Source organism: Pseudomonas sp. R45(2017) (assembly GCF_002112305.1).
GTDB classification, from domain to species: domain Bacteria; phylum Pseudomonadota; class Gammaproteobacteria; order Pseudomonadales; family Pseudomonadaceae; genus Aquipseudomonas; species Aquipseudomonas paraglycinae.
This window is the reverse complement of sequence record NZ_NEHH01000010.1, coordinates 271,669-297,465: the sequence shown is the minus strand read 5'-3', so window position 1 is coordinate 297,465 and position 25,797 is coordinate 271,669. Positions and strand designations below refer to the sequence as shown.

Genomic DNA, 25,797 nt, shown 5'->3' with positions numbered 1-25,797 from the left:
CAACCGGTTACCGTAGGCATCGCTGACAGCAGTCAGACGCCCAGCCCGAAAGTGATAAAACCGCGCCGAGTCCCCCGCCAGCGCAACAATCAGCTCCTCCGGCTCATCCCCGAGAAAGATCGCCGCCCGCGACAAGCTGTTGTGGATCGCCGGCCGCTCGACACTCGGCAGCGGAAACCGCGTACGCCGGTTCTCGTGATCCACCCAGACCACCGAAGCGCCATCAACCTCCAGCCGATGCGCCAGCGAATGGCTCCAACCAAACCCCAACCCGACATCAATCTCGGCCGCGCTGCTGCGGTACAAGCGGCTGAACTCGAACGGCAACAGCCCATCGAGCACACCATCGGTGAGGGTCAACAACTCTTCGCCGGTGACCATCGACACCGGACAGCCATTGGTGCAGGTCCGCGGCGCACAATCGGCACTGTCACCGTTGGGATTTTTCGCCTGATCCGAAGCATCATCGCGAGGCTCATGCCGCTCCATTCGCGTCATGCCATGGGACTTGTCGCGGGCAATGGCCGCCGGATTGGGCACCTTCAGCACCAGCGCATCCGCCGTGCGAACCTCCAGCGGGACAGCCGGTGTCGGCCGCAACGGCGCCTGCCGCGCATTGACCATCAACGGTTTCAAAGCGCTCGCATGTCGGGTCAGGTCAGGCGCCGAGGTCAGTTCCGCCAGCCGCAACGCCGACGCCGCCAGCCATTCCCGCGCACGCGGCGACTTGATTTTGCCCAGTACCTTGGTGCTCAGCCGCAGCGGTACGCCCATGCCACCCGACACACACATCAACAGAAAACTGACCAGCAGCTCGGCGCGAACTTCGGCCACCACCTCGGCCAGATACTGCGGCGGCAGCATCTTTAGCCAACTGGTAAAGGCCGCCAGATAAATGAACAGCAACGGCTCATCGCCGAGCATCAGCAGGCCATTGGCGATGGCCTCGGAGGACGCCGCAAGCAAGGCATCCAGTTCAGCGCTGGACAGGTACTGCAGAAGCTTTTCGCTGTTGGCCTGCAAGTCTGCAAGCAGGGCAAACAGCTGCTTCACGTCGTCCCAGACGCCATTCAGGGCGGATTCAAAACCGTGCCAGTCAGCCTGTTGCAACTGCCCGTAACGCTCGGTGAAACCGGCGCTGGAAAACGCCGTCCACTGCGGTTGAAACCCTTTCCATTCCTCACGTAACCAGCCTTCCAGACCATCGATGAGGCCTTGATACGAGGCGTATAACGTCCGGATATGCGCAGTGGAAACATCGGGAAAGAAGGTGATGCGATAACGCTGGCCCCGGTCGCAGTCGTCGACCTTGAGAATGCCACTGGGGCCGATGGTGTAATGCAGTGGATCGCCGAAACCCAGAACACCGTCGACATCGGAAATGACCGGTTCAAGGGTCACCGGCGTATCGCCGATCGGCACAAACCGCGCGGCTTCGAACATGTGCACCAGCGTCAGGGAGCCGCTGGCGGAACACATGGCCACGGAGGAACTGATGGGTTTGCGGCTGGCAACCGGTGCACTGAGCCGGACATCGTTGCCGACCTGGAACACTTGCTCGACACCCAGCGCGGTGCCCGTCCAGAACTGCTCGGCCCAGGCGTCATAGTTGTTGAGGCAAAGGCGAAACTCCTGAAACAGCTTTTCGACGTCGGGCTGATCAGGGTTCAGCGCAGCGACCACCAGCAAACCAATGCTGTTGTTCAGTTTCAGGAGTTGGTCAGATGGAAGCATTCGCAGTCACTCGCGCGCATCAGGGGAATGGCGCGAAACTTTGCGGGGGATCAAACAGGAAAGAAGTCAGCCGAGTAGGCGATGTCTGTAGGGCGATTCTCTAAATGTGCGAGAGGGCGTTCGGCGGACAACCGACATTGCCCGTTGCTCAACCTTGGCCGGGCTCGTTATGCTGCTGAACCCTTTAATCAGATCCGAGCAGCGGCGCTATCCACGCCGCCCGGGATGTCTTTGATAACGGATCCGATGATGAATGCACCGCTGAAGGCGTTCGGCCCGATCAAGGCCGTGATTTTCGATATGGACGGTTTGCTGCTGGACACCGAGGGCATCTACACCGAGGTTACCTCGCTGATTGCCGAGCGGTACGGGCGCACTTTCGACTGGAGCATCAAGCAGAACATCATCGGGCGTGGCGCCGGCGATCTGGCCCGTTATGTGGTCGAGGCGCTGGACCTGCCGATCACCGCCGAAGAGTTTCTGGTGATCCGCGAGCCGCTGATGCGCGAGCGTTTTCCCACCGCGCAAGCGATGCCGGGCGCCGAGGAACTGATCCGCCACCTCAAGGCGCACAACATTCCGATTGCCGTCGGCACCAGTTCGTCGCGCCAGTCTTTCGGTCAGAAAACCACCTTGCACCGCGACTGGTTCGCGTTGTTCGACTTCATCGTCACCGCTGACGACCCGGAAGTCGGCGCGGCCAAACCGGCGCCGGACATCTTCCTCACCGCCGCGCGCCGCCTGGGTGTAGCGCCGGAAGATTGCCTGGTGTTCGAAGATTCGCCATTCGGCGTGACGGCAGCGAAAGCAGCCGGCATGACCGCCATCGCCATTCCCGATGCCGCCATGGCCGATGAAAAATACGCACACGCCGACGGAATTCTTCGTACGTTGAAGGCGTTCACGCCGAGTGCGTGCGGATTGCCAGCGCTCAACTGGGCCTGATCAAACCGCAGACAAAAAACGCCGCCCCTCTGTCAAAGGAGGGGCGGCGTTTTTCGTTATCGACTATCTGATCAATCAGGCGCCGAAACCACCGTCGATGGTCAGGCTGGCACCGGTGATATAGCCGGCCTCCGGGCCTGCGAGATAGGCGACGAAGCTGGCGATTTCCTCTGCCTTGCCGTAGCGACCCACCGCCATCAGCGGGATCAGGCTGTCGGCGAACTCGCCGTGGGCCGGGTTCATGTCGGTGTCGACCGGGCCAGGCTGCACGTTGTTGATGGTGATGCCGCGTGGGCCGAGGTCGCGGGCCAGGCCTTTGGTCAGGCCCACCAGTGCGGATTTACTCATCGCATACACGCCGCCACCGGCGAAGGGCATGCGGTCGGCGTTGGTGCTGCCGATGTTGATGATGCGCGAGCCTTCGCCCATGTGTTTGGCGGCTTCCTGGCTGGCGATGAACACGCTGCGCACGTTGATTGCCAGGGTCTGGTCGAAGTCTTCCAGTTTGAAGTCTTCCAGCGGGGCGACGGCCAGTACACCGGCGTTGTTGACCAGGATGTCGAGGCGGCCAAAGGTTTCGACAGTGGCGCTTACCGCGTGGCGAATGGCACCGGCGTCGGCGCTGTCGGCCTTGATCGCCAGGGCTTTGCCGCCGGTAGCGGTGATGCTGTTTTGCAATTCTTCAGCCTTGGCGGCGGAGCTGACGTAGGTAAAGGCAACCGCGGCGCCTTCAGCGGCCAGGCGTTTGACGATGGCGGCACCGATGCCGCGAGAGCCGCCTTGAATCAGAGCGACTTTACCGCTGAGGTTTTGAGTGGTCATGTTCGATCTCCAGAAGTTTCAAGGCAGGCTGCCTTGGTGTGGTGTCGAGTATCTGCCCCTCGCCAATAGGCGGGTAGACCGTGGTTGCTATAGTCTGTGTAAACCAAAAGTTTATAGTGGCGGTCATGGAAACCTTCAGCAGTATCGAATGCTTCGTGCGCAGCGCCGAAGTCGGCAGCTTTGCCGAGGCCGCGCGACGCCTTAGCCTGACACCGGCCGCCGTGGGTAAGAGTGTGGCGAAACTGGAAGCGCGCCTCGGCGTGAGGCTGTTCCAGCGTAGCACCCGAAGATTGACCCTGACGGAAGCGGGGCAACTGTTTCTGAGTGAGGTCAGCGGCAGTCTCACCACCATCCAGAATGCAGTGAACAATCTGGCCAGCGCTGGTGGTCAACCGGCCGGTACGCTGAAAGTCAGCATGGGCACGGTGTTCGGCCGCTTGTACATCGTGCCGTTGCTGGGGGAGTTTCTGAAAAGATTTCCGGCGATCAACCCGGACTGGCATTTCGATAACCGCCAGGTCGATCTGATCGGCCAGCGTTTCGATGCGGCGATTGGCGGTGGCTTCGAACTGCCCCAAGGCGTGGTGGCGCGCAGGCTCACACCGGCGCATCGGGTGTTGGTGGCTTCCAAGGATTATCTGGATCGATACGCGCCGATCAGCGAGCCGGACGACCTCAAGCTGCACGACGGCATCCTGATCCGCTCACCGCAGACCGGTCGCGTGCGCTCGTGGCAGTTGACGCATCGCACCCGGCAACACAGCCCGCTAACCCTCAAGGCACGAATGACCATGAGCGATTCAGAAGCCGCCTGCGCCACGGCGGCGCAGGGGTTGGGGATTGCGTTGGTGAGCATGCCGTTTGCGGTCGGCTACCTAGAGGCAAGGACTTTGCAGCGAGTCTTGCCCGACTGGTACGTCGACGACGGCAACATCTCCATCTATTACGCCGAACACAAATTGCTGCCGGGCAAGACCCGGGCGTTCGTCGATTTTGTCATCGAGCAGTTTTCTACCTTGGGCCTCGCCGAACGTTTCAACGCGCAAAACGTGCTGGCCAGCCGATGATGGTTTTCGGCCGTGGCGTCGCATAGGTTCGCACCTTGGACGTCGACAGGCCCAGTCGCACCAGCGATTCGGCGATGGTCACGGCCGCTGTGACGCCATCCACCACCGGCACGCCGGTGCGCTGGCGAATCTTCTCGTCGAGCCCGGCCATGCCGCCGCAACCGAGGCAGATCACTTCGGCTTTATCCTGAGTCACCGCCAGTTCCGCCTGATGCACGATCGCTTCCAGCGCCCGTTGCGGTTCGTGCTCCAGCTCCAGAACCGCAAGACCACTGGCGCGCACCGAGGCGCAGCGATCCCACAAGCCGGAGAGTTTCAGCCGATCCTCGATCAGCGGCACGGTGCGATCAAGGGTGGTGACCACCGAATAAGCGTGGCCGAGGAACATCGCGGTGCTGGCCGCCGCATCGGTGATGTCCACAACCGGCACGTTGAGTAATTCCTGCAAGCCTTCGCGACCGTGTTCGCCGTAGCCGGCCTGGATCACCGCGTCGAACGGCTGGTCGTAGGACATCACCCGGTCCATCACGGCGATGGCGGCCAGGTAACTTTCGAAATTGCCTTCGACTGAATCGGCGCCGAAGTACGGCGTCAGGCCGACAATCTCGGTGCCGGGGGAAGCGACAGCCTGCGCCGAACGGGCGATGGCCTGGGTGATGGATTCGGTGGTGTTGACGTTGACCACGAGAATTCGCATGGGAAGTCCTTATTACGGTTGGTTCTGCGGCCCCGCGAAGGGCCGCCAAAAGATTCAGTGGCTGACGTTGTCGACGGCGATGGCTTCACCGTCGACGTCGGCGTAGTGCGGCTGGCGTTTGGCGATGATCAGGTAAAGCATCCCGGCAATGCCGGCGCCGATCAGCCAGGAGAAGGGCGAAACGAGGTGGAAGCCCGGCACCAGAGCCAGGACGATGGCGATCAGCGCGGCTGGAATGAACGCCGCCACAGCCCGCAGGTTGATCCCGCGGCTGTAGTAATACGCGCCGTTCGGGTTTTCGCTGTACAGCTGCGGTACGTGGATCCGGCCTTTGCGGATCAGCCAGTAATCGACCATGATCACGCCGTACAACGGGCCGAGCAGGGCGCCGAGGCCGGACAGGAAATACACGATCACCAGCGGGCTGTTGTAGAGATTCCACGGCAGGATCAGCACCGCAATCGTCGCGCTGATCAGCCCGGCGCGGCGGAAGGTCAGGTATTTCGGCGCCAGATTGCTGAGCACGAAGGCCGGGGCGACGAAGTTGGCCATGATGTTCACCGCCACGGTGACGATCAGGAACGCCAGGCATCCGAGTACCAGAAAGAACGTGTTGGGAATCGACGCAATGATCTCGGTCGGGCTTTCGATGATCCGGCCGTTGATCTGAAATTGCGCGCCGCACAGCAGGACGGTGATCCCGGCGAACACCAGAATATTGACCGGCAGGCCCCAGAAATTTCCGATCTTGATCGTCTTGCGGCACGGCGAAGAGCGGGCGAAGTCGCAGAAGTTGAGGATCAGCGTCCCGTAGATCGCCAGCCACAAAGCGCCGCCGGCAAAGATGTTGCGCCACATCTCGCCGCCGGTCAGTGGTTCGCGGATCGACCAGGCGATGGTCGCGTTGGCCTGGGTGTACATCCACGCGGCGAGGCAGGCGACGGTCAGCAGAATCACCGGCCCGGCAAAGGCTTCGTAGCGGCGGACCATTTCCATGCCATACGCCAGAATCCCCAACTGCACAAACCAGATCGCCACGAAACACACCCAGCCCAGGCTCGACAGGCCGAGGATCGAGTTGTGGTCGTAGTCGGCGAAACCGGGATGGATCGCCGTGAGCAACACGCGAAACACCACCGACGCCAGATACGTCTGAATCCCGAACCAGGCGATGGCGATCACCGCCCGGATCAATGCAGGAATCTGTGCCCCGTGAATGCCGAAACTGATCCGGCTGATCACCGGAAACGGCACCCCGGTTTTCTGCCCCATGTAGCCGGACAGGTTCATGAAGAAGTACACCAGCGCCGCGCCGATCCCCAGCGACAGCAGAATCTGCCAGCCACCCAGGCCCAGGGCGTACAGACCGATGGCAAACGAGTAGTTGGCGATGTTGTGCACATCGTTGGTCCACAGGGCAAAGATGCTGTATTTGCCCCAACGCCGTCCTTCGACCTTGGTCGGCGCGAGGTCACTGTTGTGCAGACGCGGGCTCAGTTGCAGCGGTTCGGCGATGCCGTCACCGGCCACGCTGTGGTCGAGGGGTGAAGAGGCGGGCAGATTCAGCGCGATGTTGTTATTGGAGAGACTCGTACGCATTCCGGCAGGCTCCTGATGTTCGGGCCACGATGACTGTGCATGAGCACTCGGGCTCGGCAGATCTTCGTCGCGGCGGTGAAAACATCACTGGTTACGGGGCATCTGCAGCCTGTACGGGATAGGGCGCTTCAGGCTTGCGGATCGAAAGTGTGGGTTCATGTTTTGCGGTTTTGTATACAAAACATGTATGCACTAAAGCCAGATCTGTGCCAGCCGGCGATCTATGAAAATCATCGCAGATTGCGAAAAGTTATTGAGGAGCGCCAAGTCGTTGAAATACGGGCGATATAATTTGACCGTTCGAACAGGTATTTATTTTTCGGGATGGATTTCGGCGGGCGGCGGGAGGGAGTGTTTTTGGAGCTTGATGTAACTTTTCAGGGCGCAGAAACGAAAAGTGCACACATAAATGGCACCGATGGTGACATTTGTGTGTACACATTTTTCAAAGCGGGTAGAGAACACTGTGGGAGCTGATTTGCTCCCAAAGTCGCATCATCGGGGCTGGGAATTTACGCCTTGCTGATGATATTCCCGGCATGCAACCCGCATTCTTTCTGGGTCGCTTCTTCCCACCACCAGCGGCCTTCGCGTTCGTGCTGGTTCGGCAGGACAGGGCGGGTGCAGGGTTCGCAGCCGATGCTGATGAAACCGCGCTCATGCAGGCTGTTGTACGGCAGCTCCAGCATGCGGATGTAGCCCCAGATTTCCTCGCTGGTCATCTGCGCCAGCGGGTTGAACTTGTACAGGGTGCGCTCCGGGGTGGAGAACGCTGTATCGATTTCCATCACCGCCACGGCGCTGCGGGTGCCGGGGCTCTGGTCGCGGCGCTGGCCGGTGGCCCAGGCTTTGACGCCGGACAGTTTACGACGCAACGGCTCGATCTTGCGGATGCCGCAGCATTCGCCATGGCCGTCCTTGTAGAAGCTGAACAGGCCTTTTTCCTTCACGAACGGTTCAAGTTTCGTGTAGTCCGGCGAGACCAGTTCGATGTCGATCTTGTAGTGCTCGCGCACCTGATCGATGAAGCGGTAGGTTTCCGGATGCAGGCGGCCGGTGTCGAGACTGAACACCTTGACGTTCTTGTTCAGCTTCCAGGCCATGTCCACCAGCACCACATCCTCGGCGCCGCTGAAAGATATCCACAGGTCATCGCCGAACTCGGCGAACGCGAGTTTGAGAATGTCCTGCGCGGATTTGTTGGCATAGGTCGTGGCGACTTCCACGACGTCGAACGTTGGGCTCATCAGGGCGGCTTCCTACAGGTCGGTGGCGCTGGGCGCTCTATATGGCGGCGATGGTAACAAAAAGCAACGCGCGCCGGGGCAGCCTCTGCGTTGCGCGGTGCAGGTCGAGCCGCTAGAGTTCGGGCTCGCTCGACTCAATAAACATTACAAATGGAGTGTCCTGTGGAAATTGCCTGTCTTGATCTTGAAGGGGTGCTGGTACCGGAAATCTGGATCGCCTTCGCCGAAAAAACCGGAATCGAATCGCTCAAGGCCACCACCCGGGACATTCCCGACTACGACGTGCTGATGAAGCAGCGTCTGCGCATCCTCGACGAGCATGGCCTGAAGCTTTCGGACATCCAGGAAGTGATCGCCACCCTCAAGCCGCTGGACGGGGCGGTGGAGTTCGTCAACTGGCTGCGCGAGCGGTTTCAGGTGGTGATTCTTTCGGATACGTTCTACGAGTTTTCCCAGCCGCTGATGCGTCAGCTGGGCTTTCCGACTTTGCTCTGCCACCGACTGATTACGGATGACACCGGGCGGGTGACCAGTTACCAGTTGCGTCAGAAAGATCCGAAACGTCAGTCGGTTCTGGCTTTCAAGGGCTTGTATTACCGGGTGATTGCGGCGGGGGATTCCTACAACGACACCAGCATGCTGGGCGAAGCGGATGCGGGGATTCTGTTCCATGCGCCGGATAACGTGATTCGCGAGTTTCCGCAGTTTCCGGCGGTGCATACGTTTGCCGAGTTGAAGCAGGAGTTTCTCAAGGCTTCGAACCGCGAATTGAGCCTGTAAGTCGCTTTGTGGCGAGGGCGCAAGTTCCCTCGCCACAAACGTCAGAGGTTCTGCAGGGTTTCGAGCAGGACTCTGACCTTGGTAATCGACTCCTGATACTCCGCCTCCCAATCCGAATCGGCCACAATCCCGCCACCGCCCCAGCAGCACACCTGCCCATCCTTCACCAGCAGACTGCGAATGGCGATGGAGCTGTCCATCTCGCCACGCACATCCAGATACAGCAACGAACCGCAATACAACCCACGTCGGGTCGGTTCGAGTTCGTCGATGATCTGCATCGCACGAATCTTCGGTGCGCCGGTGATCGAGCCGCCGGGGAAGCTGCCGGCGATCAGGTCCAGGGCGTCGCGATCTTCCGCCAGCTCACCGGTCACGCTGCTGACCAGGTGATGCACGTTCGGATAACTTTCCAGGCTGAACAACTCCGGCACCCGCACCGAGCCGATGCGGCAGGTGCGGCCCAGGTCGTTGCGCAGCAGGTCGACGATCATCAGGTTTTCCGCGCGATCCTTGGGGCTGGCCAGCAGTTCGGCGGCGTTGGCCGCGTCTTCGGCCTGGGTCGCGCCACGGGGGCGGGTGCCCTTGATCGGGCGGGTTTCCACCTGGCGCTGGCTGACTTTGACGAAGCGCTCGGGCGACAGGCTCAGTACCGCGTTGCCGTCGGGCAGGCTCTGGAAACCGGAAAACGGCGTCGGGCAGGCCTCACGCAGTTTGCAGTAGGCCAGCCATGGATCGCCCTGGCACGGCGCGCGGAAGCGCTGGGCGAAGTTGACCTGATAGCAGTCGCCAGCCTGGATGTAATGCTGGATGCGTTCGAACGCTTGACGGTACTCGTCGGCTGAGAGATCAGCCGCCATCGTGCTGTTCAGCTTGAACGGGATCAGTTCCGTGCCCACCGGTTGGCTGAATACATCGATCAGCCGTTGTTTTTCGCTGGCGCTGACCGACGGGTGAAACACCAGTTGGCTGGTGGCCGATTGGTGATCGCTGATCAAGGCCCAGTTGTACAGACCAAATCGCGCATCGGGCAATTGCAGATCATCCCGGGCCTGACTCGGCAGGTTTTCCAGATGCCGGCCGAAGTCGTAGCTCAGGTAACCGATCAGGCCACCGGCGAAAGGCAATTCGTACCCATCGGGCAATTGCGCTTCGCCCAACCGGGTCAGATTATCCCGCAGACGTTGCAGGAAATCGTCGCCGCGCTCGTCCGGCAATACCGCCAGTTGTTCCAGCGGCCAGGCACTGAGCAGGTCATAACGGCCACGGTCGGCACTCGGCCGGCCACTGTCGAGCAGCACGGCGCCAGGCGCATGGCGGACGGCCGCGAAATAGTCGGCGGGGTTGGCGCGGTAGGGCAGCGGGTGTACGGAACAGATCAACATGGGCGGGGCAGATCGGCCATCGAGGCGGGGTGGGGATTGTAGTCCTCTCCGATGCCAGATCAAAGTCAAAAGCCTACCCCCTCACCCCAGCCCTCTCCCCCAAGGGGGCGAGGGGAAAGGGAGCAGATCTTCATGCTTTTCAAAGCCTGAGTTCGACTCGGTCATTCAGGTCGATGTAACTCGAATGTTCAACACCGTCGGCTCCCTCTCCCTCCGGGAGAGGGCTGGGGTGAGGGTGCTTTTGCTTCTGAGCTTCAGCCCTCGACCGCCGGAATATGCCCAAACAATTCCTGAGCAAACGCCACCCGCTCTTCAACCGACTCCGTCACGCCGCGCGCCTTCAGCTCTTCCAGATGCGCTTCCACCGCATGGGTGCGCAACGTCAGCCCGCAATCATTGGCAATCTGGATATTCAGCCCCGGCCGCGCATTCAGCTCCAGAATCAGCGGGCCTTTCTCCTGGTCCAGCACCATGTCTACGCCGATATAGCCCAAACCACACAGCTCATAACAACCGGCCGCGAGCTTCATGAAACCGTCCCAGTAGGGCAGTTGCACGCCGTCTACCGCATTGGTGGTGTCCGGGTGTTTGGTGATGATGTTGTTCAGCCAGGTGCCGCGCAGGGTCAGGCCGGTGGCCAGGTCGACACCGACGCCGATGGCGCCCTGGTGCAGGTTGGCCTTGCCCCCGGACTGACGGGTCGGCAGACGCAACATCGCCATCACCGGGTAACCCATCAGCACTATGATGCGGATGTCCGGCACGCCTTCGTAGCTGATGCTCTTGAAGATCTGGTCCGGGGTCACCCGGTATTCGATCAGCGCCCGATCACGGTGGCCGCCCAGCGAATACAGACCGGTGAGGATGCTGGAGATGTGATGCTCCAGCTCTTCGTGGGCAATGATCTTGCCCGACACCGTGCGATAGCGGCCCTCGAAACGGTCGGCGATGACGATGATGCCGTCACCGCCGGCGCCCTGGGCCGGCTTGATCACGAAGTCGTTGCGCCCGCCGATGATCTCGCCGAGCTTGTCGATTTCCTTCTCCGTGGAAATCACGCCATACAGTTCCGGCACGTGAATGCCGGCCTTGATCGCGCGTTCCTTGGTGATGATCTTGTCATCGACGATCGGGTACAGGCTGCGCTTGTTGTACTTGAGCACGTAGTCGGCGTTACGCCGATTGATGCCCATGATGCCCCGGGCTTCCAGGGCCTTCCAGGTCTTCCAGAAACCGAACATCAGGCGTCAGCCTTCTTCAGGAAAGCCTTGAAACGTACGAGTTCAGTCAGGCGATAACCGCGATAACGACCCATGGCCAGCATGAAGCCCACCAGGATCAGCAGGATCGCCGGGAAGGTGAACACGAAGTACACCAGCTCAGGAACGGTCATGATCAGGTGCGCCAGGGACGCTGCGAACAGCGTGCCGATCGCCACTTTCATGGCATGGCTGGCGCCGCGCTCTTCCCAGGTGATCGACAGGCGTTCGATGGTCATGGTCAGAATCACCATCGGGAACAGCGCCACCGACAGGCCGCGCTCCAGACCGAGCTTGTGACTGAACAGACTGATCGCCGCAATCAGCACCACCACAAAGGTCAGCACCACCGACAGACGCGGCAGCATTTGCAACTTCAAGTGTTCCAGGTACGAACGCAGCGACAGCCCAAGCGCGGTGATCACGGTAAACAGCAGGATGCCGAAGCCCAGTTGTGTCTCGCGGAAGGCCAGGGCGATCAGCACCGGTGTGAACGTGCCGAGGGTCTGCAGGCCGATCAGGTTGCGCAGGATCAGGATCACCAGCACGCCGATCGGGATCATCACCATGATCATGAACGTCTGCTGGGTTTGCAGCGGCAGGCCGTACAGCGAGTATTCGAGGAAGTTGGCGTCGGTGTTTTCGTCGGTCAGCTTGGCCAGACGAATCGCGTTCATCTCGCTGTTGTTCAGGCTGAAGGTCACGTTGGCCTTCTTGCCGCCGTCGACAGTGATCAGGTTTTCATCACCGCTCCACCACAGCAGGCGGTCGGTCGGCAGGCCTTGTTCACCGGTTTCCGGGTTGAAATACAGCCAGTCGGTGCCGTTGAAGCTGCGCAGCCACAGTTCCGGAGTTTGCGGCTGATCGGCGACGAGGCGGATGGTGTGGACTTTCTCCACCGGCACGTGGGCGATGGACAGCAGCAGCTCGACGATTTTGGCTTTGTGCGGCGTCGACGGATCGCCGGCCAGCAGCAGTTTCACGTTGTCGTCGTTGACGTTGTTGACGCGTTTGATCGCTTCGCCAATGAAGGTCTCGACGTCGGCCGAGTGCTGGCGGATCGGGGCGAGCAGGGCTTCGGCGGCGATCTTTTCCGGGCCTTCGATGGCCATGCTGTCGCGGAAGGTCGGGCCTTTGATCTTGGTTTTCTCGGCGGTGTAACGCTTGGTCAGCACCAGGCGGTAATAAAGGGTCTGGTTGCCCTTGGCCCGGCGTGCCGACCAGGTGACCTTGCGGTTGCCGTCGACACGGTTGACCGCCACACCGTAATTGTTGGAGATGAAGCTTTCATTGAGGCTGACGTAATCGCGGCTCAGGGGCGGCACGAACATCTGGATCTTGACCGGATCCTTGGTGCTAGCAACGAACTCGACCTTGGCGTCGATGTTCCACAAGTCGTCGGTGGCGTCTTCGGTCACTGGAATGCCGAGCACGAAAATCTGATAGGCCGTAACCGAAACGCCCAGCAACACCAGGATGGTGATCAGGACTTTCAGGTGGAAGGTTAGAGAACGCATGGAAATTACTCGGCGGTATGAGCGGCGATGGCGCAGGCGGGTTTGCCGGCAGCGTATTTAAGACTGGGATCGACCAGCGCATCGAAGCGTTTCAGCGCCTCGGAGCCGATCAAAAGCGGGTATTGGAACGCACTACGGTCGGTCAGGTTCACTTCGATGCTGCGCATTGCCGAACCCATGCAGATGTCCAGCTCGATCACCGGGCGCGCGGTGTACTTCTTGCCTTCTTCAGGGTCGTAGTCGCCGGCGCGGCGCTTGATCTTGCTGACCCGGGCCAGCGGCCGTTCGATCGGGTGCGAATGCGCGGCGTCGATGGCCAGGTAGAAACGTACCCAGGACTCGCCGTTGCGTTTGAAACGTTTGATGTCGCGGGCGCTCAGGGAGGCGGTTTTCGCCCCGGTGTCGAGTTTCGCCGCCACTTCCAGGTTGATCCCGTCGAGGGCAGCGTATTCGTTGAGGCCGTACACGGTCTTTTCCCCCGCCGCGGCGAGGCCGGGCAGGCAAAACAGTGCAAAGAATGTGGGGAAGGGCTTGAGTCTCATAAATCCTGGCGAGCAGCGTTCCGTTCTCGGTTCAGGGCCATGGCATCAGGAAATCCTGTCTGCCCATGCGCCTTCGTGTGCCTATCAGCTTTTTATGACAAGCCGTGCAAATGACTCGCAAATGCGGGCGGCATTCTAGCACGGTGGTTTTATGGCGCCAGCGGCGGGACCGGTCTATAACCCTTGGGGCTGATATGAAGGCTTATTAGACGATTGTCGACAATCTGTATTTATCCTTTGACTGATGCGGGCTGGTTCGCTAGTTTTTGCCGCATTGGATTTGAAGGTGTCGACAATATGCTGGATCAACTCGATCCCCCGGTGATCAACGGCGACGATTCCGAGACGCTCTCGGAAAACGTCTTCCGACGCATCCAGGCGGCCATCGTCAAAGGCGAGATCGCCCCGGGCAGCAAGATCTCCGAGCCGGAACTGGCGCGCACCTACGGCATCAGCCGCGGGCCGCTGCGCGAGGCGATCCACCGGCTGGAAGGCCAGCGCCTGCTGGTGCGCGTACCGCACGTCGGGGCGCGGGTGGTGTCGCTGAGCCACGCCGAATTGCTCGAACTCTACGAAATCCGTGAATCCCTCGAAGGCATGGCCTGCCGTCTGGCGGCCGAACGCATGAGCGTCGAAGAAATCGACGAACTGCGCCGGGTGCTGGAAACCCATGAACGCGATGCAGCCTTCCAGGCCGGTGTCGGCTACTACCAGCAGGAAGGCGATTTCGACTTTCACTACCGGATCATCCAGGGCAGCGGCAACCGCACCCTCACGCAAATGCTCTGCGGCGAGCTCTATCAACTGGTGCGCATGTACCGCATCCAGTTTTCCACCACGCCCAACCGCCCGCGCCAGGCCTTTGCCGAACACCACCGGATTCTCGATGCCATCGCCGACCGTGACGGCGAGCTCGCGGAATTGTTGATGCGCCGTCACATCGGCGCCTCGAAACGCAACATCGCCCGTCACTACCAGGACGGCGCCGACAATAAGACAGCCACTGAACGAGGTGAGTCATGAGTTCCAACAAGAGCACTCCAGGCCAGCGTTTCCGCGATGCGGTCGCCAGCGAACATCCGCTGCAAGTGGTCGGGGCGATCAACGCCAACCACGCGCTGCTGGCCAAGCGCGCCGGTTTCAAGGCGATCTACCTGTCGGGTGGCGGGGTGGCTGCCGGCTCCCTCGGCGTGCCGGACCTGGGCATCACCGGCCTGGATGACGTGCTGACCGACGTGCGCCGCATCACCGACGTCTGCGACCTGCCGCTGCTGGTGGACGTCGACACCGGTTTCGGCGCCTCGGCGTTCAACGTGGCCCGCACCGTCAAGTCGATGATCAAGTTCGGCGCAGCAGCGATTCACATCGAAGACCAGGTCGGCGCCAAACGCTGCGGTCACCGCCCTAATAAAGAAATCGTGACCCAGCAGGAAATGGTCGATCGCATCAAGGCTGCCGTCGATGCCCGCACCGACGACAGTTTTGTGATCATGGCCCGCACCGACGCCCTGGCCGTTGAAGGTCTGGAATCGGCACTGGATCGCGCCGCTGCGTGCATCGAGGCCGGCGCCGACATGATCTTTCCGGAAGCCATCACTGAGCTTGAGATGTACAAGTTGTTCGCCAGCCGTGTGAAAGCGCCGATCCTGGCCAACATCACCGAATTCGGCTCGACGCCGCTGTACACCACCGAGCAACTGGCCGGCGCCGATGTGTCGCTGGTGCTGTACCCGCTGTCGGCGTTCCGCGCGATGAACAAGGCCGCGGAAAACGTCTACACCGCGATCCGCCGCGACGGCACTCAGCAGAATGTCATCGACACCATGCAGACTCGCATGGAGCTCTACGATCGCATCGATTACCACACCTTCGAGCAGAAGCTCGACGCGTTGTTTGCGGCGAAGAAGTAAGCCGCAACCGTACTCCCTAATAAATTCAAGATTGGAGACAACAATGGCCGAAGCAAAAGTACTCAGTGGCGCCGGGCTCCGGGGCCAGGTCGCCGGGCAAACCGCACTGTCCACCGTAGGCCAGGCCGGTGCCGGGCTGACCTATCGCGGCTACGACGTGCGCGAACTGGCGGCAGACGCACAATTTGAAGAAGTGGCGTACTTGCTGCTCTACGGAGAACTGCCGACCAAGGCACAGCTCGCCGACTATCAAGGCAAGCTGAGCAAGCTGCGCGACCTGCCACAAGCACTGAAAGAAGTGCTGGAACGCATCCCCGCCGACGCCCACCCGATGGACGTGATGCGCACCGGTTGCTCGTTCCTGGGCAACATCGAGCCGGAGAAAGATTTCTCCGAGCAACGCGACAAGACCGACCGCCTGCTGGCCGCGTTCCCGGCGATCATGTGCTACTGGTATCGCTTCAGCCACGACGGCAAACGCATTAATTGCGTAACGGACGAGCAGTCCATCGGCGGCCACTTCCTGCACCTGCTGCACGACAAGAAGCCGAGCGAACTGCACGTCAAAGTGATGAACGTGTCGCTGATCCTCTACGCCGAGCACGAATTCAACGCCTCGACCTTTACCGCTCGGGTGTGTGCTTCGACCCTGTCAGATCTGTATTCCTGCGTCACGGCGGCCATCGGCTCGTTGCGCGGCCCACTGCACGGTGGCGCCAACGAAGCGGCGATGGAAATGATCGAGCGCTTCTCGTCGCCGGAAGAGGCGATCAAAGGCACCCTCGGCATGCTCGAGCGCAAGGACAAGATCATGGGCTTCGGCCACGCGATCTATAAGGACAGCGATCCGCGCAACGAGGTGATCAAGGGCTGGTCGAAAAAACTCGCCGACGAAGTGGGCGACAAGGTGTTGTTCGCGGTTTCTGAAGCCATCGACAAGACCATGTGGGAGCAAAAGAAACTGTTCCCCAACGCCGACTTCTACCATGCCTCGGCGTACCACTTCATGGGCATCCCGACCAAGCTGTTCACCCCGATCTTCGTCTGCTCGCGCCTGACCGGCTGGGCAGCGCACGTGTTCGAACAGCGCGCCAGCAACCGCATCATCCGTCCAAGCGCCGAGTACACCGGCGTCGAACAGCGCAAGTTCGTGCCAATCGACCAGCGCTGACCGGGGAGGGCGCCGGCACAGGCGCCCCCTCTTTGAAACTACCGTGACCGAGTCCTGACCGATGAACACAGAATTTCGCAAGAACCTGCCCGGCACGCCGCTGGACTTTTTCGACGTCCGCGCGGCTGTCGATGGGATCCAGCCCGGCAGCTACGACACCCTGCCGTACACCTCTCGCGTGCTGGCGGAAAACCTCGTGCGTCGCTGCGACCCGGCCACGCTCACCGATTCCCTGAAACAACTGATCGAGCGCAAACGCGACCTCGACTTCCCGTGGTTCCCGGCTCGCGTGGTGTGCCACGACATTCTCGGCCAGACCGCGCTGGTGGATCTGGCCGGCCTGCGCGACGCGATTGCCCAGCAGGGCGGCGACCCGGCGCAGGTCAACCCGGTGGTGCCGACCCAACTGATCGTCGACCACTCGCTGGCGGTTGAAGCGGGCGGTTTTGACGCCCAGGCGTTCGAGAAGAACCGCGCCATCGAAGACCGTCGCAACGAAGACCGCTTCCACTTCATCAACTGGACCAAGAAGGCGTTCAAGAACGTCGACGTGATCCCGCCGGGCAACGGCATCATGCACCAGATCAACCTGGAGAAAATGTCTCCGGTGATTCAGGTGCGCGACGGCGTGGCATTCCCGGATACCTGCGTCGGCACCGACAGCCACACCCCGCACGTCGATGCGCTGGGCGTGATCGCCATCGGTGTCGGTGGTCTGGAAGCCGAAAGCGTGATGCTCGGCCGCGCGTCGTGGATGCGCCTGCCGGAAAGCGTCGGCGTCGAACTGACCGGCAAGCTGCAACCGGGCATCACCGCCACCGACATGGTGCTGGCGCTGACCGAATACCTGCGCAAACAGAAAGTGGTCGGCGCGTGGCTGGAGTTCTTCGGCGAAGGTGCTTCGGCACTGACCCTCGGCGACCGCGCGACCATCTCCAACATGGCCCCGGAATACGGCGCCACGGCGGCGATGTTCTACATCGACCAGCAGACTATCGATTACCTGAAACTCACCGGTCGCGAAGACCAGCAAGTTCAGCTGGTCGAGCAATACGCCAAGCAGATCGGTCTCTGGGCCGACAGCCTGAAAGGCGCGCAATACGAGCGCGGCCTGACCTTCGATCTGTCTTCGGTGGTGCGCAACATGGCCGGCCCGAGCAACCCGCACGCCCGTGTGGCGGTGTCGGATCTGGCGGCCAAAGGCATCGCCGGTCAGTGGGAAGACGTGCCGGGGCAAATGCCTGACGGCGCGGTGATCATCGCCGCCATCACCAGTTGCACCAACACCAGCAACCCGCGCAACGTGATCGCCGCCGGCCTGCTGGCGCGCAACGCCAACAAGCTCGGGCTGACCCGCAAGCCGTGGGTCAAGTCGTCGCTGGCGCCGGGTTCGAAAACCGTGGCGCTGTACCTCGATGAAGCGGGGCTGACCACGGAGCTGGAGCAGCTCGGTTTCGGCGTCGTCGCGTTTGCCTGCACCACCTGCAACGGCATGTCCGGCGCGCTGGATCCGGTGATCCAGCAAGAGATCATCGACCGCGACCTGTACGCCACCGCTGTGCTGTCCGGCAACCGCAACTTCGACGGCCGGATTCACCCCTACGCTAAGCAGGCGTTCCTCGCTTCGCCGCCGCTGGTGGTGGCCTACGCGATTGCTGGCACCATCCGTTTCGACATCGAAAAAGATGTGCTGGGCGTGGTCGACGGCAAGGAAATCCGCCTGAAAGACATCTGGCCGAGCGACGAAGAAATCGACGCGGTGGTGAAATCCTCGGTCAAGCCTGAGCAGTTCCGTCAGGTCTACATCCCGATGTTCGCCATCCATGAAGACACCGGCCCGAAAGTCACGCCGCTGTACGACTGGCGCGAGATGAGCACCTACATCCGCCGTCCGCCGTACTGGGAAGGCGCGCTGGCCGGGGCGCGACCGCTCAAGGGCATGCGCCCGCTGGCGGTGCTGCCGGACAACATCACCACTGATCACCTGTCGCCGTCGAACGCGATCATGCTCGACAGCGCCGCCGGCGAATACCTGGCGAAAATGGGCCTGCCGGAAGAGGACTTCAACTCCTACGCGACTCACCGGGGCGACCACTTGACCGCGCAGCGCGCAACGTTTGCCAACCCGAAACTGTTCAACGAAATGGTCGTGGAAAACGGCAAGGTCAAGCAGGGTTCGCTGGCCCGTGTCGAGCCGGAAGGCCAAGTGATGCGCATGTGGGAAGCCATCGAGACCTACATGGAGCGCAAGCAGCCGCTGATCATTATCGCCGGTGCCGACTACGGTCAGGGTTCATCCCGCGACTGGGCAGCCAAAGGCGTGCGGCTGGCGGGTGTGGAAGCGATCGCCGCTGAAGGTTTCGAACGTATCCACCGCACCAACCTGGTGGGCATGGGCGTGTTGCCGCTGGAATTCAAACCGGGCACCGACCGCAAGACCCTGGGCATCGACGGCAGCGAAACCTATGACGTGATCGGTGAGCGCACGCCGCGCGCCGACCTGACGCTGGTAATCCATCGCAAGAACGGTGAACGCGTCGATGTGCCGGTGACCTGCCGCCTCGACACCGCCGAAGAAGTGTCGATCTACGAGGCCGGCGGCGTGTTGCAGCGCTTCGCTCAGGACTTCCTCGAAGAGTCGGCGGTTGCCGTTTAAATCAACTGATGTGGGCATGGGACTTCAAGTCCCATGCCTTCGTTAAGGAGCACCATGGCTCACGCAGCTAATTTCGCACCGCAGATCAAAATCCCCGCTACCTACATGCGTGGCGGCACCAGCAAAGGCGTGTTTTTCAGCCTCAAGGATCTGCCCGAAGCGGCGCAGATTCCCGGCCCGGCCCGTGATGCGCTGTTGCTGCGGGTCATCGGCAGCCCCGATCCGTACGACAAGCAGATCGACGGCATGGGCGGCGCCACCTCGAGCACCAGCAAAACCGTGATCCTGTCGAAAAGCATCAAGGCCGATCACGACGTCGATTACCTGTTCGGTCAGGTGTCGATCGACAAGCCGTTCGTGGACTGGAGCGGCAACTGCGGCAACCTGTCGGCGGCAGTCGGTTCGTTCGCCATCAGCAACGGTCTGGTGGACGCCAGCCGCATTCCGCACAACGGTGTGGCGGTGGTTCGCGTGTGGCAGGCCAACATCGGTAAAACGATCATTGCCCACGTGCCGATCACCAATGGCGAAGTCCAGGAAACCGGCGATTTCGAACTCGACGGCGTGACCTTTCCGGCCGCCGAAGTTCAGGTCGAATTCATGGACCCGGCGGCGGAAGAAGAGGGGGGCGGTGGCTCGATGTTCCCTACCGGCAACCTGATCGATGAGCTGGAGGTGCCGGGCATCGGCACGTTCAAGGCGACCATGATCAACGCGGGTATCCCGACGATCTTCGTCAACGCCGAAGACATCGGTTACACCGGTACTGAATTGCAAAGCGCGATCAACAGCGATCCGAAAGCGTTACAGATGTTTGAGACCATTCGTGCCTACGGTGCTTTGCGCATGGGGCTGATTTCCAGTCTGGATGAAGCGGCCAAGCGTCAGCACACGCCGAAAGTGGCGTTCGTTGCCAAACCTGCGGATTACGTGGCATCCAGTGGCAAAGCCATTGGCGCTGGGGATGTGGATTTGCTGGTGCGGGCGTTGTCGATGGGCAAGCTGCACCACGCGATGATGGGGACGGCGGCGGTGGCGATCGGCACCGCCGCAGCGATCTCCGGCACCTTGGTAAACCTGGCGGCCGGCGGCGTTGAACGCAATGCCGTGCGGTTCGGGCATCCGTCCGGGACGTTGCGTGTGGGGGCTGAGGCCAGCCTTGAAAATGGCGAATGGGTTGTGAAGAAAGCGATCATGAGCCGCAGTGCACGCGTCCTGATGGAAGGTTACGTGCGCGTTCCTGGCGACTCTTTTTAAGATCAAGAGCTCCCTCACCCCAGCCCCCTCTCCCGGAGGGAGAGGGGGCTGGCCGAGTTGTAATTAGATGTCCTGCGACCTGAAGCATCTTGGCGATTATGGATTCACAGAAAGACGTTCAGGTCGGCGTAACGCTTGAATATCCCCCATTCGGTCCCCTCTCCCTCCGGGAGAGGGCTAGGGTGAGGGCAACAATCCAACTGAAGAAACACCCCAAAGCAGACACCCACGATCTGCTCTAAACAAAAAAACCAACCGGCCCCCTGAGGAAGACCCCACCACTCATCATTCCCCACCCAGGAGAACCGCAATGAGCGCCAACGTCGACCTGAACAACCGCCCCGACTACGACCGTGTCCTGCAGGACATCGCCGATTACGTCCTCACCTGCAAAATCGAATCTGCCGAAGCCCTCGACACCGCCCGCAACTGCCTGATGGACACGCTGGGCTGCGGCCTGCTGGCCCTGCGTTTCCCCGAATGCACCAAGCACCTTGGCCCAATCGTCGAAGGCACCGTCGTCCCATTCGGCGCCCGAGTCCCTGGCACCTCCTATCGCCTCGATCCGGTGAAAGCGGCGTGGGACATCGGTTGCATCGTGCGCTGGCTCGATTACAACGACACCTGGCTCGCCGCCGAATGGGGGCATCCGTCGGACAACCTCGGCGGGATTCTCGCGGTGGCCGATCACCTGTCGCAAAAGCGCCTGGCGAACGGCGAAGCGCCGCTGACCGTGCGCGATGTGCTCGAAGCGATGATCATGGCCCATGAGATTCAAGGCGTGATCGCACTGGAAAACTCGTTCAATCGCGTAGGTCTCGACCACGTCATTCTGGTGAAGGTGGCCTCGACTGCCGTGACCGCCAAACTGATGGGCGCCAACCGTGAGCAGCTGTTATCAGCGTTGTCCCACGCGTTCGCCGACGGCCAGGCATTGCGCACGTACCGCCATGCGCCGAACGCCGGTTCACGCAAATCCTGGGCGGCGGGGGATGCATCGAGCCGGGGCGTGCGGCTGGCGGATATCGCGATGCGCGGCGAAATGGGAATCCCCGGCGTCTTGAGTGCCAAACAATGGGGCTTTTACGACGTTTTGTTCAGCCACACCAACAACGATCTGGCGCTCAAGCCCGAAGACAAGCGCGCCTTCAGTTTTTCCCGACCGTTCGGCAGCTACGTGATGGAGAACGTGCTGTTCAAAATCAGCTTCCCCGCCGAATTCCACGCGCAAACCGCCTGCGAAGCCGCCGTGACCTTGCACCCGCAGGTGCGTAATCGTCTGCATGAGATCGACCGGATCGTCATCACCACCCACGAATCGGCGATTCGCATCATTTCCAAGGTCGGGCCGCTGGCCAATGCCGCCGACCGCGATCACTGCCTCCAGTACATGACCGCCGTGCCGCTGGCGTTCGGCAATCTGGTGGCCGAGCAGTACGAAGACGATTTCCACAAGGCCCATCCGGTCATCGATGTGCTGCGCGAGAAAATGGTCATCGTCGAGGACCCGCGCTTCACCCGTGAATACCTGGAGGCCGACAAACGCTCGATTGCCAACGCGGTGCAGGTGTTTTTCAAGGACGGTTCGAGCACGGAGAACGTGGTGGTGGAATACCCGATTGGCCATCGCCGGCGTCGCGCCGAGGGCATTCCATTGCTGGAGGACAAGTTCAGGGCAAATCTGGCCACCCGTTTCACCGGGCAGCGCAGCGGGGAGATTCTTGTGCTGTGCAAGGATCAGGCGCGGCTTGAAACCACGCCGGTGAACCGGTTTGTCGATTTATTGGTTATTTGAAGCGCCGCTCCACGCCTTTTTCCACGAGGATCTTCGCGGAAATTTCTTCTACCGAGAAATGCGTGGAGTTGATGTTCGGGATGTTCTCGCGGCGGAACAGGTTTTCCACCTCGCGCACCTCGAACTCGCACTGGGCGTAGCTCGAATAACGGCTGTTGGGCTTGCGTTCGTTGCGGATCGCGGTGAGGCGGTCCGGGTCGATGGTCAGGCCGAACAGCTTGTGCTGGTGGGCGCGCAGGGCGGCCGGCAGTTGCAGGCGTTCCATGTCGTCTTCGGTCAGCGGGTAGTTGGCCGCGCGGATGCCGAACTGCATCGCCATGTACAGGCACGTCGGCGTCTTACCACAACGCGACACGCCCACTAGTATCAGGTCGGCCTTGTCGTAATAGTGGGTGCGGGCGCCATCGTCGTTGTCGAGGGCGAAGTTCACGGCCTCGATCCGCTCCATGTAATTGGAGTTGTGACCGATGGAGTGGGACTTGCCGACGGTGTAGGAAGAATGCTCGGTCAGTTCCTGCTCGAGCGGGGCGAGGAACGTCGAGAAGATGTCGATCATGAAACCATTGGAGGTTGCGAGAATCTCACGAATGTCCTGATTGACGATGGTGTCGAAGATGATCGGCCGGAAACCGTCGGTTTCAGCGGCTTTGTTGATTTGTTGTACCATGGCCCGCGCTTTTTCAACGCTGTCGATGTACGGCCGCGTGAATTTGCTGAAGGTAATGTTTTCGAACTGCGCCAGAAGGCTTTGACCCAGGGTTTCGGCGGTGATGCCGGTGCCATCGGAGATAAAGAAAGCAGATCGTTTCATTTGCACCTTGGGCCTTAAGCTAATGAGTATTTCTGGATATGATAGGCGCGATTTGCCGGCCGCCATTGGCCCGCATTCTCACTTATTTTCCAGGTCCAGGCCATACAGCCGGCCAACGCTCCCCCGAGCCGCCGGTTTCTGAGCTTTTCCAACACAGTTAGTGGAGAGATCACCTTGGTAGAGTACGTAGTTTCCCTCGATAAGCTCGGCAAACACGATGTTGAGCATGTGGGGGGCAAGAACGCATCCCTGGGCGAGATGATCAGTAACCTGGCCGGTGCCGGTGTTTCGGTCCCCGGCGGCTTCGCCACCACGGCGCAAGCCTATCGCGACTTCCTGGAACTGAGCGGTCTGAACGATCAGATCCACAAGGCCCTCGATGCGCTGGACGTCGATGACGTCAATGCCCTGGCCAAGACCGGCGCTCAGATCCGCCAATGGATCATGGAAGCCGAATTCCCTGAAAAACTGAACACCGAGATCCGCACCGCGTTCGCCGCGCTGTCGGCCGGCAATCCTGACGTGGCCGTGGCCGTGCGTTCCTCCGCCACCGCCGAAGACTTGCCGGACGCTTCGTTCGCCGGTCAGCAGGAAACTTTCCTGAACATCCGTGGCGTGGAAAACGTCATCCGCGCGGCCAAGGAAGTGTTCGCTTCCCTGTTCAACGACCGTGCCATTTCCTACCGCGTCCACCAGGGCTTCGACCACAAACTGGTCGCCCTGTCGGCCGGCGTGCAGCGCATGGTGCGTTCGGAAACCGGTACTGCCGGCGTGATGTTCACCCTCGATACCGAATCCGGCTTCCGTGACGTGGTGTTCATCACCGGCGCCTACGGCCTGGGCGAAACCGTTGTACAAGGCGCGGTGAACCCGGACGAATTCTACGTCCACAAGGGCACGCTGGCAGCCGGTCGCCCGGCGATCCTGCGTCGCAACCTGGGCAGCAAGGCCATCAAGATGATCTACGGCGACGAGGCCAAGGCCGGTCGTTCCGTGAAAACCGTTGATGTCGACAAGGCCGAACGCGCGCGTTTCTGCCTGACCGACGCTGAAGTCAGCGAGCTGGCCAAGCAGGCGATGATCATCGAGAAGCACTATGGCTGCCCGATGGACATCGAGTGGGCCAAAGACGGTGACGACGGCAAGCTGTACATCGTGCAGGCCCGTCCGGAAACCGTGAAGAGCCGCACCCAGGCCAACGTCATGGAACGTTACCTGTTGAAAGAAACCGGCACCGTGCTGGTGGAAGGCCGTGCCATTGGCCAGCGCATCGGCGCCGGCAAGGTGCGGATCATCAAGGACGTCTCCGAGATGGACAAGGTTCAGCCGGGCGACGTACTGGTCTCCGACATGACCGACCCGGACTGGGAACCGGTCATGAAGCGCGCCAGCGCCATCGTCACCAACCGTGGCGGCCGTACCTGCCACGCGGCGATCATTGCTCGTGAGCTGGGTATTCCTGCTGTTGTCGGTTGCGGCAACGCCACCCAACTGCTGAAGGATGGCCAGGGCGTGACCGTGTCCTGTGCCGAAGGCGACACCGGTTACATCTTCGAAGGCGAACTGGGTTTCGACATCAAGAAGAACTCCGTCGACGCCATGCCGGAGCTGCCGTTCAAGATCATGATGAACGTCGGCAACCCGGACCGCGCCTTCGACTTCGCGCAGCTGCCGAACGCCGGTGTGGGCCTGGCCCGTCTGGAATTCATCATCAACCGCATGATCGGTGTTCACCCGAAAGCGCTGTTGAACTACGACGGCCTGCCACAGGACATCAAGGAAAGCGTCGACAAGCGCATCGCCGGTTACGACGATCCGGTCGGCTTCTATGTCGAGAAACTGGTTGAAGGCATCAGCACCCTGGCCGCTGCGTTCGCACCGAAGAAGGTCATCGTGCGTCTGTCGGACTTCAAGTCCAACGAATACGCCAACCTGATCGGCGGCAAACTCTACGAGCCGGAAGAAGAAAACCCGATGCTGGGCTTCCGTGGCGCTTCGCGTTACATCAGCGAATCGTTCCGTGACTGCTTCGAACTCGAGTGCCGTGCGCTGAAACGCGTGCGCAACGAGATGGGCCTGACCAACGTCGAAATCATGGTGCCGTTCGTCCGTACCCTCGGCGAAGCCAGCCAGGTTGTTGATCTGCTGGCCGAGAATGGCCTCAAGCGTGGCGAAAACGGTCTGCGCGTGATCATGATGTGCGAACTGCCATCCAACGCGATCCTGGCTGAAGAGTTCCTCGAATTCTTCGACGGTTTCTCGATCGGCTCCAACGACCTGACTCAGCTGACACTGGGTCTGGACCGTGACTCCGGGATCATTGCGCACCTGTTCGACGAGCGTAATCCGGCGGTCAAGAAGCTGTTGGCCAACGCGATTGCTGCGTGCAACAAGGCCGGCAAGTACATCGGCATCTGCGGTCAGGGTCCTTCGGACCACCCTGACCTGGCCAAGTGGCTGATGGAGCAGGGCATCGAAAGCGTGTCGCTGAACCCGGACACCGTGCTGGAAACCTGGTTCTTCCTTGCCGAAGGCCAGGCGGCGGAATAAGCCGTGAATGAAGCCCCGGCCCGTTGAACCGGGTCGGGGCTTTAAGATTGAAG

At 60.9% G+C, this 25,797-nt stretch carries 20 protein-coding genes; 10 read left to right on the top strand and 10 right to left on the bottom strand.

Annotated elements, in window-relative coordinates:
• The coding region (locus CAF74_RS23430) for a DUF6531 domain-containing protein (RefSeq protein WP_256578406.1) at window positions 1-1,734 on the bottom strand (1,734 nt) is incomplete at its 3' end.
• Window positions 1,735-1,983: 249 nt separating this feature from the next.
• Here CAF74_RS23430 and CAF74_RS23425 point away from each other — a divergent pair.
• Window positions 1,984-2,679 carry an HAD-IA family hydrolase gene (locus CAF74_RS23425; RefSeq protein WP_085747921.1) on the top strand — a complete coding sequence of 232 codons (696 nt, stop codon included), beginning with the start codon at window positions 1,984-1,986 and terminating at the stop codon, window positions 2,677-2,679.
• A 75-nt stretch (window positions 2,680-2,754) separates the two neighbouring features.
• Here CAF74_RS23425 and CAF74_RS23420 read toward each other — a convergent pair whose 3' ends face one another.
• Window positions 2,755-3,501 carry a 3-oxoacyl-ACP reductase family protein gene (locus CAF74_RS23420; protein WP_085747920.1) on the bottom strand — a complete coding sequence of 249 codons (747 nt, stop codon included), beginning with the start codon at window positions 3,499-3,501 and terminating at the stop codon, window positions 2,755-2,757.
• A 125-nt stretch (window positions 3,502-3,626) separates the two neighbouring features.
• Between CAF74_RS23420 and CAF74_RS23415 the strand changes: the two genes are divergently transcribed.
• On the top strand, window positions 3,627-4,568 hold the full coding sequence (locus CAF74_RS23415) for a LysR family transcriptional regulator (protein ID WP_085747919.1): 942 nt from the start codon (window positions 3,627-3,629) through the stop codon (window positions 4,566-4,568).
• On the opposite strand, the gene CAF74_RS23410 is transcribed toward CAF74_RS23415, so the two are convergent.
• From CAF74_RS23410 to CAF74_RS23400, 3 genes are all read right to left on the bottom strand, one after another.
• On the bottom strand, window positions 4,537-5,265 hold the full coding sequence (locus tag CAF74_RS23410; protein WP_064378736.1) for an aspartate/glutamate racemase family protein: 729 nt from the start codon (window positions 5,263-5,265) through the stop codon (window positions 4,537-4,539). The genes CAF74_RS23415 and CAF74_RS23410 overlap by 32 nt on opposite strands.
• Before the next feature lie 54 nt (window positions 5,266-5,319).
• Window positions 5,320-6,864 (bottom strand): NCS1 family nucleobase:cation symporter-1, encoded by a 1,545-nt coding sequence (locus CAF74_RS23405; RefSeq protein ID WP_085747918.1) that lies wholly within the window; start codon window positions 6,862-6,864, stop codon window positions 5,320-5,322.
• A 512-nt stretch (window positions 6,865-7,376) separates the two neighbouring features.
• Window positions 7,377-8,111 (bottom strand): phosphoadenylyl-sulfate reductase, encoded by a 735-nt coding sequence (locus CAF74_RS23400; RefSeq protein WP_085747917.1) that lies wholly within the window; start codon window positions 8,109-8,111, stop codon window positions 7,377-7,379.
• A 162-nt stretch (window positions 8,112-8,273) separates the two neighbouring features.
• Here CAF74_RS23400 and thrH point away from each other — a divergent pair, with 162 nt between their 5' ends.
• A complete protein-coding gene (thrH, locus tag CAF74_RS23395; RefSeq protein WP_085747916.1) occupies window positions 8,274-8,891 on the top strand; it encodes a bifunctional phosphoserine phosphatase/homoserine phosphotransferase ThrH in 618 nt (205 codons plus the stop codon).
• Between the two features lie 41 nt (window positions 8,892-8,932).
• Here thrH and pabB read toward each other — a convergent pair whose 3' ends face one another.
• From pabB to CAF74_RS23375, 4 genes are all read right to left on the bottom strand, one after another.
• Complete coding sequence (pabB, locus tag CAF74_RS23390) at window positions 8,933-10,276, bottom strand: aminodeoxychorismate synthase component I (protein ID WP_085747915.1); 1,344 nt, start codon at window positions 10,274-10,276, stop codon at window positions 8,933-8,935.
• 254 nt (window positions 10,277-10,530) lie between these two features.
• Window positions 10,531-11,517, bottom strand: coding sequence for an alpha-L-glutamate ligase-like protein (locus CAF74_RS23385; RefSeq protein WP_085747914.1), 987 nt, complete (start codon window positions 11,515-11,517; stop codon window positions 10,531-10,533).
• A complete protein-coding gene (locus tag CAF74_RS23380) occupies window positions 11,517-13,052 on the bottom strand; it encodes an inactive transglutaminase family protein (RefSeq protein WP_007951967.1) in 1,536 nt (511 codons plus the stop codon). Before CAF74_RS23380 ends, CAF74_RS23385 begins: the two co-directional genes overlap by 1 nt.
• 5 nt (window positions 13,053-13,057) lie before the next feature.
• Window positions 13,058-13,594, bottom strand: coding sequence for an ATP-dependent zinc protease (locus tag CAF74_RS23375; protein WP_011333239.1), 537 nt, complete (start codon window positions 13,592-13,594; stop codon window positions 13,058-13,060).
• A 300-nt stretch (window positions 13,595-13,894) separates the two neighbouring features.
• Between CAF74_RS23375 and CAF74_RS23370 the strand changes: the two genes are divergently transcribed.
• The 6 genes from CAF74_RS23370 to prpD all read left to right on the top strand — a co-directional run bounded on the left by CAF74_RS23370 (window position 13,895) and on the right by prpD (window position 22,383).
• Window positions 13,895-14,617: a GntR family transcriptional regulator gene (locus CAF74_RS23370; RefSeq protein WP_173892848.1), complete on the top strand. Its 723-nt coding sequence runs from the start codon at window positions 13,895-13,897 to the stop codon at window positions 14,615-14,617.
• Window positions 14,614-15,504, top strand: a complete 891-nt coding sequence (gene prpB, locus CAF74_RS23365; RefSeq protein ID WP_007951973.1) for a methylisocitrate lyase — start codon at window positions 14,614-14,616, stop codon at window positions 15,502-15,504. The genes CAF74_RS23370 and prpB overlap by 4 nt, the downstream gene beginning before the upstream one ends.
• Before the next feature lie 43 nt (window positions 15,505-15,547).
• Window positions 15,548-16,675, top strand: a complete 1,128-nt coding sequence (gene prpC / locus CAF74_RS23360; protein WP_085747913.1) for a 2-methylcitrate synthase — start codon at window positions 15,548-15,550, stop codon at window positions 16,673-16,675.
• 61 nt (window positions 16,676-16,736) lie between these two features.
• Window positions 16,737-19,331 carry a Fe/S-dependent 2-methylisocitrate dehydratase AcnD gene (gene acnD / locus CAF74_RS23355; RefSeq protein WP_011333242.1) on the top strand — a complete coding sequence of 865 codons (2,595 nt, stop codon included), beginning with the start codon at window positions 16,737-16,739 and terminating at the stop codon, window positions 19,329-19,331.
• 54 nt (window positions 19,332-19,385) lie between these two features.
• A complete protein-coding gene (gene prpF, locus CAF74_RS23350) occupies window positions 19,386-20,588 on the top strand; it encodes a 2-methylaconitate cis-trans isomerase PrpF (protein WP_085747912.1) in 1,203 nt (400 codons plus the stop codon).
• Window positions 20,589-20,898: 310 nt separating this feature from the next.
• A complete protein-coding gene (gene prpD, locus CAF74_RS23345; RefSeq protein ID WP_085747911.1) occupies window positions 20,899-22,383 on the top strand; it encodes a 2-methylcitrate dehydratase in 1,485 nt (494 codons plus the stop codon).
• Here the strand turns inward: prpD and CAF74_RS23340 are convergent.
• Window positions 22,376-23,194, bottom strand: a complete 819-nt coding sequence (locus CAF74_RS23340; protein ID WP_007951980.1) for a pyruvate, water dikinase regulatory protein — start codon at window positions 23,192-23,194, stop codon at window positions 22,376-22,378. The two genes, prpD and CAF74_RS23340, sit on opposite strands and share 8 nt — an antisense overlap.
• A 174-nt stretch (window positions 23,195-23,368) precedes the next feature.
• Between CAF74_RS23340 and ppsA the strand changes: the two genes are divergently transcribed.
• The gene (gene ppsA / locus CAF74_RS23335; RefSeq protein ID WP_085747910.1) at window positions 23,369-25,744 is read left to right on the top strand and encodes a phosphoenolpyruvate synthase; all 2,376 of its coding nucleotides are present in this window, start codon (window positions 23,369-23,371) and stop codon (window positions 25,742-25,744) included.
• Window positions 25,745-25,797: the final 53 nt, after the last annotated feature.